Raw genomic sequence first — 15196 nt, forward strand, 5'->3', positions numbered from 1 at the left:
GCCGGGCGTTGTGTGCGCCGGACAGTAAACTCGCAGCTGCTCTGACAACACACGACAGCGAGAGAAGAAAGCCATGGCCGGACACAGCAAATGGGCGAACATTCAGCACAGGAAGGGTCGGCAGGACGAGAAGCGCGGCAAGCTCTGGACCCGTGCAATCCGTGAAATCACCGTGGCCGCACGACTGGGCGGCGGCGATCTGACGACCAATCCACGCCTGCGCTTGGCGGTCGAGAAGGCCAAAGCGGTCAATTTGCCGATCGATACGGTCAAGCGCAACATCGACAAGGCGACCGGCAACCTCGAAGGCGTGAGCTACGAGGAGATCCGCTATGAGGGCTACGGCATCGGCGGCGCGGCGATCATCGTCGACACCATGACCGACAACCGGGTGCGGACGGTGGCCGAGGTGCGTCATGCCTTCTCCAAGTACGGCGGCAACATGGGCACCGAGAACTCGGTGTCCTTCCAGTTCAAGCACTGCGGGCAGTTCGTCTTCGCGCCGGGAACGGACGAAGACAAGGTGATGGAGATCGCACTCGAGGCCGGCGCCGAGGACGTGGTGACCGACGAGGACGGCGCCATCGAGGTGCTCACCGCGGTCGCCGACTTCGAGGCCGTCAAGAACGCGCTCGAGGCCGCCGGCCTGACGCCGGACATGGCCGAGGTCACGATGCGGGCCGAGAACACCATCGAGTTGTCGGGCGAGGAGGGCGCGAAGATGCAGAAGCTGCTGGACATCATCGAGGACCTCGACGACGTGCAGGACGTGTTCCACAACGCGGTGATCTCCGAATGAAGACCCTTGTGATCGGCGGCGGCGGCCGCGAACATGCCCTGGCCTGGCGGCTGGCCCAGTCGGAACGCGTCTCCAAACTGTATGTGGCGCCGGGCAACGGCGGCACGGCGACGGACCGGCGTTTCGAGACAGTGAACCTCACCGACCCGGTGGCGCTGCGCGAGTGGGCCCAGAAGGAAAAGATCGCGCTGACGGTGGTCGGCCCCGAAGGCCCGCTGGCGGCCGGCGTGGTCGACGAGTTCCGCGCCCACGGCCTGCGCATCTTCGGCCCGACGCAGGCGGCGGCGCAGCTCGAGAGCTCCAAGGCCTTCTCCAAGGCCTTCATGAAGCGCCACAGGATCCCGACGGCCGAGTACGAGGCGTTCACCGACGCGGCCGCCGCCCATGCCTATGTCGACGCCAAGGGCGCGCCGATCGTCGTCAAGGCCGACGGCCTGGCCGCCGGCAAGGGCGTGGTCGTGGCGACGACGGTGCAGGAGGCGCACGACGCCATCGACTTCATGCTGGTCGACAACAAGTTCGGCGTGGCCCACAACGCGGGCGGCGCGCGGGTGGTCATCGAGGAATTCCTGCAGGGCGAAGAAGCCAGCTTCATCGTCATGTGCGACGGCAAGAACGTCGCGGCCCTGGCCACCAGCCAGGACCACAAGCGCCTGCTCGACAACGACCAAGGCCCCAACACCGGCGGCATGGGCGCCTATTCGCCAGCCCCGGTGGTCACGGCCGAGGTGCACGCCAAGGCGATGCGCGAGATCATCCTGCCGACCATCCGCGGCATGGAAAAGGACGGCATTCCGTTCACCGGCTTCCTGTACGCCGGCCTGATGATCGACGCGGCCGGCCAGCCCAAGACGCTCGAATTCAACTGCCGCATGGGCGATCCCGAGACGCAGCCGATCATGATGCGGCTCAAGTCCGACCTGTTCGAGGTCTTCTGGCACGCCACCGACGGCACGCTGGACCAAGTCGAGCTGCAGTGGGACCGGCGCGTTGCGCTGGGTGTGGTGCTTGCCGCGCACGGCTATCCCGAATCGCCACGCAAGGGCGACCGCATCGCCGGCATCCCGGCCGAAGCGCCGGACGCGATGGTGTTCCACGCGGGCACGACGCTCGACGGCGGCGAACTCACGACCAGCGGCGGCCGCGTGCTGTGCGTCACCGTGCTGGCCGACAGCGTGAAGCTGGCGCAACAGCGCGCCTACGAGGTCGCGGCGCAGGTGCGCTTCGACGGCGTGCAGTACCGCAAGGACATCGGCTACCGCGCGCTGAGTGCGCGCAACGGCTGATGCAGGTCGATCCGGCCGTCGTCGGCGACTACCTGCGCGGCCTGCAAGGGCGCATCATGGCGGCCGTCGAGGCGGCGGATGGCGGCACGGCAGTGCGCGACGCCTGGCACAAGGCGCCGGGCGAGACGCTGCAGGGCAGCGGCCTCACCGGCATCCTGGAAGGCGGCGCCTTGTTCGAGCGCGCCGGCTGCGGCTTCTCGCAGGTGCGTGGCCCCAAGCTGCCGCCCTCGGCCACGCAGCACCGGCCCGAACTGGCTGGCGCGCCCTTCGAGGCCATGGGCGTGTCGCTGGTGTTCCACCCACGCAACCCCTACGTGCCGACCGTCCACATGAACGTGCGCATGATCGCGGCGCTGCCCGAAGGCGGCGTGCCGGTCTGCTGGTTCGGCGGCGGCATGGACCTCACGCCGATCTACGGCTTCGAGGACGACGCGGTGCACTTCCACCGCACCTGCCGCGATGCCCTGGCACCCTTCGGCGACGACAAGTACCCGCGCTTCAAGACCTGGTGCGACGCGTATTTCTTTCTCAAGCATCGCAACGAGCAGCGCGGCATCGGCGGCGTCTTCTTCGACGACTTCTCCGAACTGGGCTTCGACGACAGCTTCGCGATGCTGCGCGCGGTGGGCGACGGCTTCCTGCCCGCTTACCTGCCGATCGTCGAGCGCCGGCGCGACACGCCATACGGCGAGCGCGAGCGCGCCTTCCAGTTGTACCGGCGCGGCCGCTACGTCGAGTTCAACCTCGTGTGGGACCGCGGCACGCATTTCGGCCTGCAGTCGGGCGGGCGCACCGAATCGATCCTGCTGTCGATGCCGCCGCAGGCGAGCTGGGCCTACCAGCAGGTGCCCGCGCCGGGCACGCCCGAGGCGGCGCTGTACAGCGACTTCATCGTGCGCCGCGAATGGCTCTGACGCCCGTGCGGCTGGGTGTCTTCGGCGGCGCCTTCGACCCGCCGCACCGCACGCATGTCGCGCTGGTGGAGGCCGCATTGGCACAGCTGCGGCTCGACGAACTGCGCATCTTCCCGACCGGCGCTGCCTGGCACAAGGTGCGTGCGCTCAGCCCCGCGGCCGACCGATTGGCGATGGCTCAGCTGGCCTTCGGCGGCATTCCGCGCGTGGTGGTCGACCCGCGCGAAGTGCAGCGTGCCGGCCCGACCTACACGCTCGACACGCTGCGCGAACTGACGCGCGAATTCCCCCACGCCCAACCGGTGCTCATCATGGGCAGCGACCAGGCGGCAGCCCTGCCGACTTGGCACGGTTGGCAGGAGATCCTGGCCATTGCTATTGTTTCCATAGCTGAGCGGTTAGAATCCTCCCGCTCCGACGGATCGGCGACTCGCTTCGATCCGCGGACGCTGCCCGGCCTGCCGGCCGGCGCGCGCTTCGAAACGCTCGAACTTCCCCCGATGGACACCAGTGCGACGGACATCCGTGCCCGCGTTGCCCGCGGGGAGGACATCGCTGCGCTGGTTCCTCCTGCCGTTGCGCGCTATATTGACCAACACCACCTCTACGCCTCCGCCTGATGACCACTGAAGCCGCCGCCAAGAAAGACACCCAGAAACTCCAGCGAGCCATCATCGATGGGCTCGAAGACGTCAAGGCGCAGGACATCCAGGTTTTCGACACCGAGCATCTCTCGCCGCTGTTCGAGCGCGTGATCGTCGCGTCGGGCACGTCGAACCGCCAGACCAAGGCGCTCGCTTCCAGCGTGCGCGACGCGGTGCGCGAGGCGGGCTTTCCCAAGCCGCGCATCGAGGGCGAGGACAACGGCGAGTGGATCATCGTGGACTGCGGCGCCGCGGTCGCGCACATCATGCAGCCGGCCATCCGCCAGTACTACCACCTCGAGGAAATCTGGGGCGACAAGCCGGTGCGGCTCAAGCTCGGCGCGGCGAAGCCGGTGAGCGCCAAGGCCGCTTCGATCGATGCTGCGCCGGCCGCGAAGAAGGCGGAGCCGACACTGCGCCGTTCGAGCGCCGCCAAGACCGCGATCCGCGCGGCGGAGCAGGAGGCCAAGGCCGAGAAGCTGCAAGCCAAGCCGGCGCGAAAGACCAGCCGCGCACCGTCACGCAAGACGTCGGCCTCGGGTGCAGCGCCCGCCAAGAAGATCCCGGTGAAGAAGATCGGCGCGCCGCTGAAGAAGGTTGTCGCCAAGAAGGCGCCCGCGCGCAAGAGCGCCGCTCCGCGCAGCAAATGAAGCTGCTGGTGGTCGCGGTCGGGCAACGCATGCCCGACTGGGCACAGACCGCCTGGGACGACTACGCCAAGCGCTTCCCGCCCGAGCTCAAGCTCGAACTGCGGGCCGTCAAGACCGAGCCGCGCGGCTCGAAGACGCTCGACACGCTCTACGCGGCCGAGCGCGAGCGCATCGAGGCCGCGATCGCCAAGGGCATGCGCATCGTGGCGCTCGACGAGCGCGGCACCGCGCTCACCACCAAGGCGCTGGCCGTGCGGCTGCAGAACTGGCAACTCGAAGGCGACGACGTGGCGCTGGTCATCGGCGGGCCCGACGGGCTCGACCCGGCCTTCAAGGCCGCCGCGCACGAACGCATCCGCCTGTCCGACCTCACGCTGCCGCATGCCATGGCGCGCGTGCTGCTGGTCGAGCAGCTCTACCGCGCCTGGTCGGTCAACGCCGGCCATCCGTACCACCGCGAATGAGCGAGCTGTTTCTTTATCTGGCGTCGCAGAGTCCGCGTCGCGCCCAGTTGCTGGGGCAATTGGACGTGCGTCATGAACTGCTTCTAGCCGGGCCCGACGAGGACGCGGAAGCGCTCGAAGCGGTGCGGCCCGGCGAGTCGCCGTCGGCCTACGTGCAGCGCGTGACCGGGCTCAAGCTCGATGCCGCCGTCGCGAGACACCGCCGTTTGAAACTCCCTGTTGGCCCGATCCTCTGCGCTGACACGACGGTGGCCTTCGGCCGCACGATTTTCGGCAAGCCGGAGGACGCGCGCGACGCCGAGCGCATGCTCACGCAGCTTGCGGGCCAGACGCACCGCGTGTTGACCGCCGTGGCCCTGCAACAGGGCCGCCGCCGGCACGCGGCCCTGAGCGTGTCGCGTGTGCGCTTCGCGCCGATGACTCGCGCGCAGATCGCCCGCTACGCCGCCAGCGGCGAGCCGCTCGGCAAAGCCGGCGCCTACGGCATCCAGGGCACGGCCGCGGCCTTCGTCGAACACATCGGTGGCTCCTATTCGGGCATCATGGGTCTCCCCCTGTTCGAGACGGCCATGCTGCTGCGGCAGGCCGGTATGAAGCTCTAGGCAAAAGAACAACCCATGCAGGACATCCTGATCAACTGGTCGCCGCAAGAGACGAGGGTCGCCCTCGTCGAGCACGGTGCGGTGCAGGAACTGCACGTCGAACGCACGCTCGAGCGCGGCCTGGTCGGCAACGTGTACCTCGGCAAGGTGTCGCGCGTGCTGCCGGGCATGCAGTCGGCGTTCATCGACATCGGGCTGGAGCGCACGGCGTTCCTGCATGTGGCCGACATCGTCGCGCCGTTCACGCCGGGCTCGCGCCCCACCATGCAGGCACCGGACCGCGACCACCGCAACGGCGGTGCGATCGTGCCGATCGAGAAGCAGGTGTTCGAAGGCCAGTCGCTGCTGGTCCAGGTGATCAAGGACCCGATCGGCACCAAGGGTGCGCGGCTGTCGACGCAGATCAGCATCGCCGGGCGGCTGCTGGTCTTTCTGCCGCAGGACAACCACGTGGGCGTGTCGCAGAAGATCCCGCTCGACCAGCGCGAGAGCCTGCGCAAGCGCATGCAGACGCTGATCGATGCCGCCGCGGCCGCCGACAGCGGCGGTGCGGTGCCGGCCAACACCGGCGGCTTCATCCTGCGCACCAACGGCGAAGACTCGGCCGACGCCGAACTGGCCGAGGACATTGCCTACCTGCGCAAGACATGGACGCGCATCCGCGACATGTCGACCCGGCAGCCGCCGATGTCGCTGCTGCACCAGGACCTGAGCCTGCTGCAGCGCGTGCTGCGTGACATGACCAGCGAAGAGACGCAGACCATCCGCATCGATTCGCGCGAGCAGTTCGACGTGCTGCTCAAGTTCGGCCTCGAGTTCATGCCGCAGGCCGCCGGCAAGCTGCAGCACTACAAGGGCGAGCGGCCGATCTTCGACCTGTATTCCATCGACGAGGAGATCGCCAAGGCCCTGGGCCGCCGTGTCGACCTCAAGTCGGGCGGCTACCTGGTGGTCGACCAGACCGAGGCGCTGACCACCGTCGACGTGAACACCGGCGGTTTCGTCGGCGCCCGCAACTTCGACGACACCATCTTCAAGACCAACCTCGAAGCCGCGCAGGCCATCGCGCGCCAGCTGCGGCTGCGCAACCTGGGCGGCATCGTCATCGTCGACTTCATCGACATGGCGCGCGACGACCACCGCGCGCAGGTGCTGGCCGAGTTCCGTAAGCAGCTCGCGCGCGACCGCGTGAAGACCAGCGCCGGCGCGTTCTCGCCGCTGGGCCTGGTCGAGATGACCCGCAAGCGCACCCGCGAATCGCTGGCCCACCTGCTGTGCGAACCCTGCGCGGCCTGCGGCGGGCAGGGCATCGTGAAGACCGCGCGCACTGCGGCCTACGACGTGATGCGCGAGATCCTGCGCGAAGCGCGCCAGTTCACGCCGCGCGAGTTCCGCATCGTCGCGGCACCGCAGGTGATCGAACTGCTGCTCGACGAAGAGAGCCAGCATCTGGCCGGGCTGAGCGACTTCATCGGCAAGCCGATCTCGCTGCAGGCCGAGCCCGCAATGGGCCAAGGCCAGTTCGATATCGTCCTGCTGTGACCACCCCGATGTCGGCTCACTTCGTGTAGCCGCCTTCCCCTGGAGGGGCAACACCAGCGGCCCGGCAAAGCCGGTTCCGCGGTGTTTCGCGAACAGACATGGCGCCAGGCGCCGAATCAGAGGGTAGGGGGCTGACCAGGTGCCGCAGTGCTGACAGCCCGCGTCTGCAACCGCGCATAGAGCCCATCGAGCGCCATCAGCTGCGCATGGCTGCCTTGTTCCGCGATGCGACCGCGCTCCATCACGACGATGCGGTCCGCGTGCTGGATGGTCGAGAGGCGGTGCGCCACGATCAGCGTGGTGCGCCCTTGCATCAGGCGCTGAAGGGCGTCTTGCACCAGCCGTTCCGATTCGGTGTCGAGTGCGGAGGTGGCCTCGTCGAGCAACAGCACCGGCGCGTCCTTGTAGAGAGCGCGCGCAATGGCCAACCGCTGCCGCTGGCCACCCGACAACTGCGTCGCGTTGTGGCCGAGCACCGTGTCGAAGCCTTGCGGCAGACCCTTCACATGCTCCGACAGGTTGGCCGCGGCCACGCAGGCCTGCACGCGATCGCGATCGATGTCGGCACCGAGCGCCACGTTGGCGGCGAGCGTGTCGTTGAGCATCACCACGTCCTGGCTGACCATCGCGAACTGGCTGCGCAGGCTGGCCAGTTGCCAGCTGCCGACCTCGTGGCCGTCGACCGACACCTGGCCCGCGGTGGGCAGCACGAAGCGCGGCAGCAGGTTGACCAGCGTGGTCTTGCCCGAGCCCGAGGGTCCGACGAAGGCGACCACCTCGCCCGGTGCGATCGAGAGGCTGACACGGTCCAGCGCCGGCGCCTCGTCCTCGCCGCGGTAGCGCACCTCGACCTCGCGCAGTTCGATGCGGCCTTCGGCGCGCGGCAGCGAGAAGCCGCCTTGCGCCTCCGACGCCACGTCGTCGATCAGCGCCACGCCGCGCTCCAGCGCGGCCAGCCCGCGGGTGATCGGGTTGGCCATGTCGGCGAGCCGGCGGATCGGCGCGATCAGCATGAGCATCGCCGTGATGTAGGCCACGAAGCTGCCGACCGTCAGGCCTTGTTCGCTGCTCTGCCACAGCGCGATCATCACGACCACCGACAGCGCGACGGCGGCCAGCAGCTGGGTCAGCGGTGTCATCGCGGCAGAGGCGATGGTCGACTTCACGGCGAGGCGGTTGAGGGTCTGGCTGAGCCGGTCGAAGCGATCCGTCTGGCCGGCCTCCGCGCCGTGCAGCCGCACCATGCGGTGCGCCAGCACGTTCTCTTCGACCACGTAGGCCAGGTCATCCGTGGCGGTCTGGCCCAGGCGCGTGAGGTGGTAGAGCCGCTTGGAGAGCACCTTCATGATCCACGCCACGCCGGGCACCAGCACGCCGACGATGAGCGTGAGCTTCCAGTTGAGGTAGACGAGGTAGAAGAGCAGGGCGACCAGCGTGAAGCCGTCGCGCGTGAGCCCGAGCAAGGCCTGCACCAGCAGCATGGAGCCGGTCTGCACCTCGTAGACGATGGTGTTCGACAAGGTGCTGGCTGACTGCCGCGAGAACAGGGTGAGCTCGGCTGCGAGCAGGCGCTGGAAGAGCACGCGCCGCAGGCGCTGCATGCCCTCGTTGGCGATGCGCGCGAGCGCGTACTGCGAGACGAACTGCGCCAGCCCGCGCACCGCGAACAGCAGGATGATGGCGGCCGGCACCATCCACAGCGCGAGTTGCCCGCGGGTGAATCCCCGGTCGAGCAGGGGCTTCAACAGCGCCGGCATCAGGGGTTCGGTGAGAGCGGCGACCAAGGCCGCGCCGATGGCCAGCGACCACCACCGCAGCGAGCCACCGAACCAGGACATCAGTCGGGCGAGGCGGCGCGTCAAGGGGGGCCGCGCGATATCGCCGGAGGGGGAAGGCTGCATGGCGGCGGATTCTACGGGCGGGTATCGGGTGGGTGTTTCCACCGCTTCTTTGTAGGACCATGCTGATGTATTGCGGCCCCGTCACGAATTGCGGTTTGGCAATGTGTACCATCGCGGGTTGCCGACATCAGTGATCGATCCATGAAACTTTGTCGCCGCGAAACTCTCCGAACTGCATGAAAAAGCCGTTGTCCGCATTTCCCTTGCCTTCTTCTTCATCGTTCAACGCCCGCCGTGCGCTCGTCGCGGCCATGGCTGCCTCTCCCCTGGTTCCCGCGCTCGCCCAATTCCGGGTGGAGGTGTCGGGCGTGGGCCTGACGCAGCTGCCGATCGCGCTGGCTCCCTTCAAGGGGCAGGATGCCTCGCCCCAGAAGATCTCGGCGATCGTCCAGGCCGACCTCGAACGCAGCGGCCAGTTCCGTGGCGTCGATGCGTCCGGGCAAGCCCTCGACGAGGCGTCGCGGCCCGACCTCACGCTGTGGCGTCAGCGCACCGCCGACTCGCTCGTGGTGGGCAGTGTCACCAAGCTGGCCGATGGCCGCTTCGACGTGCGCTTTCGCCTGTGGGACGTGGTGCGCGGGCAAGACCTCGGCGGCCAGAGCTACACCGTGCCCCAGGCCGACCTGCGCCTCGCATCGCACCGCATCGCCGACTATGTGTACGAAAAGCTGACCGGCGAGAAGGGCATCTTCTCGACCCGCATCGCCTACGTCACCAAGGGCGGCAGCCGCTACAGCCTGTGGGTGGCCGACGCCGATGGCGAGAACGCGCAGGCCGCGCTGGCCAGCCCGGAACCCATCATTTCGCCGGTCTGGTCGTCCAACGGCTCGCAGCTGGCTTATGTGTCTTTCGAGTCGCGCAAGCCGGTGGTCTACGTGCACAACGTGGCCAGCGGCCAGCGTCGCCTGCTGGCGAACTTCCGCGGCTCCAACAGCGCACCGGCCTGGGCGCCCGACGGCAATTCGCTGGCCGTCACGCTCAGCCGCGACGGCGGCTCCCAGCTCTACACCATCGCCGCGAGCGGTGGCGAGCCGCGCCGGCTCACGCAGAGCAGCAGCATCGACACCGAGCCGACCTACTCGGCCGACGGCAGCACGATCTACTTCGTGAGCGACCGCGGCGGTGCGCCGCAGATCTACAAGATGGGCGCCAACGGCGGCTCGCCGACGCGCGTCACCTTCAGCGGCTCTTACAACATTTCACCTTCTGTCAGCGGGGACGGCCGGTGGTTGGCCTACATTTCCCGCGTAGGGGGAGCCTTCAAACTGCACGTGATGGAGTTGGCGAGCGGCAATGTGACCGCGATCACCGACACCACTGCCGACGAGAACCCCAGTTTTGCCCCCAACAGCAAGCTGATCGTCTATGCCACGCAGCTTGGAGGGCGCGAAGCACTGATGACCACCACGCTCGACGGCAAGATCAAGGCGCGGTTGGCCGGGCAGGCCGGAGATATCCGTGAACCGGACTGGGGTCCGTTTCAAAAGCAATGATTAGATTAACTTGAGGAGTCTGTAATGTTGAAACGCACGATTTATTCGCTGGCCATCGTGGCCCTGATCGCCGGTTGCTCGTCCGGTACCAAGCTGAACGACACCCCCGTGGTGGACCGTTCGGGCGGCGCCGGCCAGGGCAGCAGCGGCGCCGCCAGCGGCGTGGCACCCGTCACCATCGACCCGAACGCCGCCACGGCACAAGGTCCCGTCGGCGTTGCACGCATCGTGTACTTCGACTACGACAGCTACACCCTGAAGCCCGAGTACCAGTCGCTCATCGACGGTCACGCCCGCTTCCTGAAGGCCAATCCGCAGCGCCGCATCTCGATCGAAGGTCACACCGACGAACGCGGCGGCCGCGAATACAACCTGGCTCTCGGCCAGAAGCGTTCGGAAGCCGTTCGCCGTGCGCTGAACCTGCTGGGCATCAGCGACAACCAGGTCGAAGCCGTGAGCTTCGGCAAGGAAAAGCCGGCAGTGACGGGCAGCGGTGAATCCGTCTGGGCCCAGAACCGTCGCGCCGAGATCACCTACCGTTGATGACACGCGCATTCGATTTGCGCCACGCGGCGCTCGCAGCGCTGCTGGTCTGCATGTCGGCCGGCGCCAATGCGGCGCTGTTCGAGGATGACGAGGCGCGCCGCGCCATCCTCGAGCTTCGCCAGCGCGTCGAGGCGATGCGCACGCAGAGCGAACAGCGGCTGACCGACGAGAACGGCCAGCTGCGCCGCAGCCTGCTCGACCTGCAGAACCAGATCGAAACAATGCGCGGCGATATGCAGCGCATGACGGGGCAGAACGAGCAGCTCGCGCGCACGGTGTCTGAACTGCAGCAGCGCCAGACCGACATCGACGATCGGCTCAAGAAGAACGAGCCGGCCAAGGTGGCGGTCGATGGACGCGAGTTCACCGCCGACCCGCGCGAGAAGGCCGACTTCGATGCGGCGCTCGGTGTGTTCCGCAGTGGTCAGTTCGCGCAGGCGCAGACCGCCTTTGCCGAATTCGTGAAGCGTTACCCGCAAAGCGGCTACACGCCCTCGGCGCTGTTCTGGCTGGGCAATGCCCAGTATGCGACACGCAACTACAACGAAGCGATCGCCAATTTCCGGTCGATGCTGTCGCTGGCGCCCGATCACGCGAAGGCGCCCGAAGCGGTGCTGTCGATCGCGAACTGCCAGATCGAGCTCAAGGACACGCGCGCGGCCCGCCGCACGCTGGAAGACCTGACCAAGGCCTATCCGCAGTCCGAAGCCGCACAGGCAGGCCGCGAGCGGCTCTCGCGCCTGAAGTAACCGCGAGGCGTTGCGCCCATGGATGCCGTGGCGCTCGCGCCATCCGTTCCCGAGCCTGACCTGGCACGCCGCTTCGGCGGGCTCGAACGCCTTTATGGCGTGGCGGGGGCGCAAGCCATCCGCAGCGCGCACGTGCTGATCGCGGGCATTGGTGGCGTCGGCTCCTGGGCCGTCGAGGCTCTGGCCCGCAGCGGGGTGGGGCGACTCACGCTGGTCGATCTGGACCACATCGCCGAATCCAACATCAATCGCCAAATCCACGCGCTCGAATCGACCGTCGGCCAGGCCAAGGTCGAAGCGATGCGCGAGCGCATCGCGCAGATCAACCCCGGTTGCCAGGTGCTGGCCATCGATGACTTCGTCGAGCCCGACCACTGGCTCGGCCAGGTGGCCGTGGCCGAAGGCGCGAACGGGCCGCTCACGGCCGTCATCGACGCCTGCGACCAGGTCCGCGCCAAGGTGACGATGGCCGCCTGGGCACGGTCAACACGCACGCCTTTTGTCACCGTCGGGGCCGCGGGCGGCAAGCGCCTGGCGCACAAGGTCGAGATCGACGATCTCGCCCTCACCACGCACGATCCTTTGCTGGCGCAGGTGCGCAACCGGCTGCGCAAGCTGCACGCCGCCCCGCGCGACGGCAAGAAGATCGGCGTGGCCTGCGTCTTCAGCCGAGAGAGCGTCGCGCCACCGGACGCCTCGTGCGCCATCGAAGGCGACGGCTCGCTCAACTGCCACGGCTACGGCTCGGTGGTGAGCGTGACGGCCACCTTCGGACAATGCGCCGCCGGCTGGGTGCTGGACAAGATCGCCCTTCGCGCCACGCTATAATCGTAGGCTTTGCCGGCGTCGAGACACCGGCAAGACCCAGGAACATCGACAACAAGATCGATCCGGGACGTTAGCTCAGTTGGTAGAGCAGCGGACTTTTAATCCGTTTGTCGTGGGTTCGACCCCCGCACGTCCCACCACCCAACACCGCGTGAATGCTTGAAAGCCTGCTTCGGAAACGATAGCAGGCTTTTTGTTTTTGCGGAGCGTGCAGATTCAATCACGATCCAGGTCACCTTCGAACGCCATCGAGGAGCCGCGAGCGCTGCGAGCGCGCGCGTTGTGCTCAGAACGCCGGGAACCCCACAGGTGATGCCGGTTCGTCGAGCAACACGCTGCGGTCGACATCGCGAACGTCGGTGCGGCCGCAAAAGGCCATCGTGAGGTCGAGCTCCTTGTGAATCACCTGGAGTGCGCGCGTCACGCCCGCCTCGCCCATGGCCCCGAGACCGTAGAGCATGGCGCGGCCGATGTAGGTGCCCTTGGCGCCGAGTGCCATCGCCTTCAGCACGTCCTGCCCGGAGCGGATGCCGCCGTCCATGTGCACCTCGATGCGGTGGCCGACCGCTTCGGCGATGCGCGGCAGCGCCCGGATGGACGACGGCGCGCCGTCGAGCTGCCGCCCGCCGTGGTTCGACACGATCAGCGCATCGGCACCGCTGTCGGCGGCGAGCTTGGCGTCTTCCACGTCCTGGATGCCCTTGAGGATCAGCTGGCCCGGCCACTGCTTGCGGATCCAGGCGACGTCCTTCCAGTTGAGCGTCGGGTCGTACTGCTTCGAAGTCCAGTCGGCCAGCGACGTCATCGTCTCGATACCCTCCACATGGCCGACGATGTTGCCGAAGCTGCGACGCCTGGTGCCCAGCATGCCGGCACACCAGCGCGGCTTGCTCGCCATGTTCAGCAGATTGCGCAGCGTGAGGCGCGGCGGGGCCGACAGGCCGTTGCGCAAGTCCTTGTGGCGTTGGCCGCTGATCTGCAGGTCGAGCGTGAGGACCAGCGCCGTGCAGTTGGCCGCGTGCGCGCGGGCCATCAGGCGTTCGACGAAGGCGCGGTCGCGCATCACGTACAGCTGGAACCAGAAGGGGTGACCGTCGGTGGCCTCGGCGACATCCTCGATCGAACAGATGCTCACGGTCGACAGCGTGAACGGCACGCCGAAGGCCTTGGCCGCGCGCGCTGCCAGGATCTCGCCGTCGGCATGCTGCATGCCGGTCAGCCCGGTCGGCGCAATGGCGACCGGCATCGCCACGTCCTGGCCGAGCATTTGAGTGCGGGTGCTGCGTGCGCCGATGTCCACCGCCACGCGCTGGCGCAGCAGGATGCGCTGGAAGTCGGCTTCGTTGGCGCGGTAGGTGCTTTCGGTCCACGAGCCGGCGTCGGCGTACTCGTAGAACATGCGCGGCACACGGCGCTTCGCGAGCACGCGAAGGTCTTCGATGTTGGTGACGAGAGGCATGAGAAAGAACGGGCGAGAGAAGATCAGCGCAGCCAGCTGGCCGGCACGAGAATGAGCTGCGGGAACAGCACGAAGAGGAACATCAGCGCGGTCAGCGACAGCAGGAAGGGCCACACGCCCGAGATCACGCTGTCGAGGCTGACGCGCGCCGTGCCGGCCACCACGTTCAGCACCGTGCCCACCGGCGGCGTCAGCAGGCCGATGGCGTTGTTCATGATGAACATCACGCCGAAGTACACCGGGTCGATGCCGGCCTTGGTGATCACCGGCATCAGGATGGGCGTCATGATGAGCACGGTGGGCATCAGGTCGAGCGCGGTGCCCACGATGATCACCAGCACCATGATGACGAACATCAGCAGCACCTTGTTGTCGACGAAGGGCTCGAGCAGTTCGCTCACCTGCGCCGGGATGTTGGCGATGGTGATGAGCCAGGCCGACACCAGCGCGCAGGCCACCAGGAAGAGCACCGTGCTCGACGTCTTGGCGGCGCTGAGCACCAGCTCGGGCATGCGCGCCATCCTGAGTTCTCCGTAGACGAGCTTGCCGACCACGAAGGCATACACCACGGCCACCACCGCGGCTTCGGTCGGCGTGAACACGCCGAACTTCATGCCGCCGATGATCACCACCGGCAGCACCAGCGCCCAGAGGCCGTCCAGCAGCGCGCGGCCCAGTTCGCGCCCGCTGAAGTGGCGCACCGCCACGTTCTTCTCCTTCTTGGCACACAGCCACCAGGTGGCGGTGAGCGTCAGCGCCATCATGATCCCGGGGAACAGGCCGGCCAGGAACAACTTGGTGATCGACACCTGCGCCACCACGCCGAACACCACGATGGCGATCGACGGCGGGATCACCGGCGCGATGATGCCGCCCGCGGCGATGAGCCCCGCGGCGCGCGGCACGTTGTAGCCGGCGTTGCGCATCATCGGAATGAGCAGCGCCGCGACCGCCGCGGTGTCGGCCACCGCCGAGCCCGAGATGCTCGCCACCACCGTGGCCGCGATGATCGCCACGTAGCCGAGCCCGCCGCGCACGTGGCCGACCATCGCGTCGGCCACTTTGACGATGCGCGACGAGAGCCCGCCCGCATTCATCAGTTCGCCGGCGAGCATGAAGAAGGGCACCGCCATCAGCGGGTAGTTGTTGACGCCCTCGAGCATGTTCTGCGCGAGGATCTGCGTGTCGAAGCTGCCCAGGTGCACCATCAGCGCGACGCCGCAGACGAGCAGCGCAAAGGCGATGGGCATGCCGAAGGCCATGGCGCCCAGCAGAGAAGAGATGAAGACGAAGATGGTCATGCGGTGTTCTCGGAGGCC

General features: G+C 67.6%; 16 protein-coding genes and 1 tRNA gene. 13 read left to right on the top strand and 4 right to left on the bottom strand.

The genetic code is table 11. The features are described 5' to 3' along the window. Window positions 1–73 precede the first annotated feature (73 nt). From ACSFA2_RS16375 to rng, 8 genes are read left to right on the top strand one after another with little or no spacing between them, the layout of a single operon-like run. Window positions 74–799 (top strand): YebC/PmpR family DNA-binding transcriptional regulator, encoded by a 726-nt coding sequence (locus ACSFA2_RS16375; RefSeq protein ID WP_435456373.1) that lies wholly within the window; start codon window positions 74–76, stop codon window positions 797–799. Next, entirely contained in the window at window positions 796–2085 is a 1290-nt protein-coding gene (gene purD / locus ACSFA2_RS16380) for a phosphoribosylamine--glycine ligase (protein ID WP_435456374.1), read from the top strand. Before ACSFA2_RS16375 ends, purD begins: the two co-directional genes overlap by 4 nt. Further along, window positions 2082–2999: an oxygen-dependent coproporphyrinogen oxidase gene (gene hemF, locus ACSFA2_RS16385; RefSeq protein WP_435456541.1), complete on the top strand. Its 918-nt coding sequence runs from the start codon at window positions 2082–2084 to the stop codon at window positions 2997–2999. Before purD ends, hemF begins: the two co-directional genes overlap by 4 nt. Then, window positions 2990–3619 (top strand): nicotinate (nicotinamide) nucleotide adenylyltransferase, encoded by a 630-nt coding sequence (nadD, locus tag ACSFA2_RS16390; protein WP_435456375.1) that lies wholly within the window; start codon window positions 2990–2992, stop codon window positions 3617–3619. The genes hemF and nadD overlap by 10 nt, the downstream gene beginning before the upstream one ends. Then, window positions 3619–4293: a ribosome silencing factor gene (rsfS, locus tag ACSFA2_RS16395; RefSeq protein ID WP_435456376.1), complete on the top strand. Its 675-nt coding sequence runs from the start codon at window positions 3619–3621 to the stop codon at window positions 4291–4293. Before nadD ends, rsfS begins: the two co-directional genes overlap by 1 nt. Further along, a complete protein-coding gene (gene rlmH / locus ACSFA2_RS16400; RefSeq protein ID WP_435456377.1) occupies window positions 4290–4757 on the top strand; it encodes a 23S rRNA (pseudouridine(1915)-N(3))-methyltransferase RlmH in 468 nt (155 codons plus the stop codon). The genes rsfS and rlmH overlap by 4 nt, the downstream gene beginning before the upstream one ends. Continuing rightward, on the top strand, window positions 4754–5359 hold the full coding sequence (locus ACSFA2_RS16405; protein WP_435456378.1) for a Maf family protein: 606 nt from the start codon (window positions 4754–4756) through the stop codon (window positions 5357–5359). The genes rlmH and ACSFA2_RS16405 overlap by 4 nt, the downstream gene beginning before the upstream one ends. Window positions 5360–5374: 15 nt before the next feature. Beyond that, window positions 5375–6901, top strand: coding sequence for a ribonuclease G (rng, locus tag ACSFA2_RS16410; protein WP_435456379.1), 1527 nt, complete (start codon window positions 5375–5377; stop codon window positions 6899–6901). 116 nt (window positions 6902–7017) lie between these two features. Here the strand turns inward: rng and msbA are convergent, their stop codons facing one another. Both msbA and ACSFA2_RS16420 read right to left on the bottom strand, forming a co-directional pair. Beyond that, window positions 7018–8802 (bottom strand): lipid A export permease/ATP-binding protein MsbA, encoded by a 1785-nt coding sequence (gene msbA / locus ACSFA2_RS16415; protein WP_435456380.1) that lies wholly within the window; start codon window positions 8800–8802, stop codon window positions 7018–7020. A 127-nt stretch (window positions 8803–8929) separates the two neighbouring features. Beyond that, window positions 8930–9055 (bottom strand): hypothetical protein, encoded by a 126-nt coding sequence (locus ACSFA2_RS16420; protein WP_435456381.1) that lies wholly within the window; start codon window positions 9053–9055, stop codon window positions 8930–8932. On the opposite strand from ACSFA2_RS16420, the gene tolB reads away from it, so the two are divergent. The 5 genes from tolB (at window position 9054) to ACSFA2_RS16445 (ending at window position 12558) form a co-directional block, all read left to right on the top strand. Beyond that, window positions 9054–10295: a Tol-Pal system beta propeller repeat protein TolB gene (tolB, locus tag ACSFA2_RS16425; protein ID WP_435456382.1), complete on the top strand. Its 1242-nt coding sequence runs from the start codon at window positions 9054–9056 to the stop codon at window positions 10293–10295. The genes ACSFA2_RS16420 and tolB overlap by 2 nt on opposite strands. A 24-nt stretch (window positions 10296–10319) precedes the next feature. Next, a complete protein-coding gene (gene pal, locus ACSFA2_RS16430) occupies window positions 10320–10838 on the top strand; it encodes a peptidoglycan-associated lipoprotein Pal (RefSeq protein WP_262073958.1) in 519 nt (172 codons plus the stop codon). Beyond that, complete coding sequence (gene ybgF, locus ACSFA2_RS16435; RefSeq protein WP_435456383.1) at window positions 10838–11590, top strand: tol-pal system protein YbgF; 753 nt, start codon at window positions 10838–10840, stop codon at window positions 11588–11590. The genes pal and ybgF overlap by 1 nt, the downstream gene beginning before the upstream one ends. Window positions 11591–11608: 18 nt before the next feature. Next, on the top strand, window positions 11609–12418 hold the full coding sequence (locus ACSFA2_RS16440) for a tRNA threonylcarbamoyladenosine dehydratase (RefSeq protein WP_435456384.1): 810 nt from the start codon (window positions 11609–11611) through the stop codon (window positions 12416–12418). Between the two features lie 64 nt (window positions 12419–12482). Then, window positions 12483–12558, top strand: a tRNA-Lys gene (locus ACSFA2_RS16445). 146 nt (window positions 12559–12704) lie between these two features. Here ACSFA2_RS16445 and ACSFA2_RS16450 read toward each other — a convergent pair. Next, a complete protein-coding gene (locus ACSFA2_RS16450; protein ID WP_435456385.1) occupies window positions 12705–13877 on the bottom strand; it encodes an alpha-hydroxy acid oxidase in 1173 nt (390 codons plus the stop codon). A gap of 23 nt (window positions 13878–13900) precedes the next feature. Next, window positions 13901–15178 carry a TRAP transporter large permease subunit gene (locus ACSFA2_RS16455; protein ID WP_435456386.1) on the bottom strand — a complete coding sequence of 426 codons (1278 nt, stop codon included), beginning with the start codon at window positions 15176–15178 and terminating at the stop codon, window positions 13901–13903. Between the last annotated feature and the right edge of the window lie 18 nt (window positions 15179–15196).

The organism is Variovorax cryoconiti, from assembly GCF_051216395.1.
Classification (GTDB): Bacteria; Pseudomonadota; Gammaproteobacteria; order Burkholderiales; family Burkholderiaceae_C; genus Variovorax.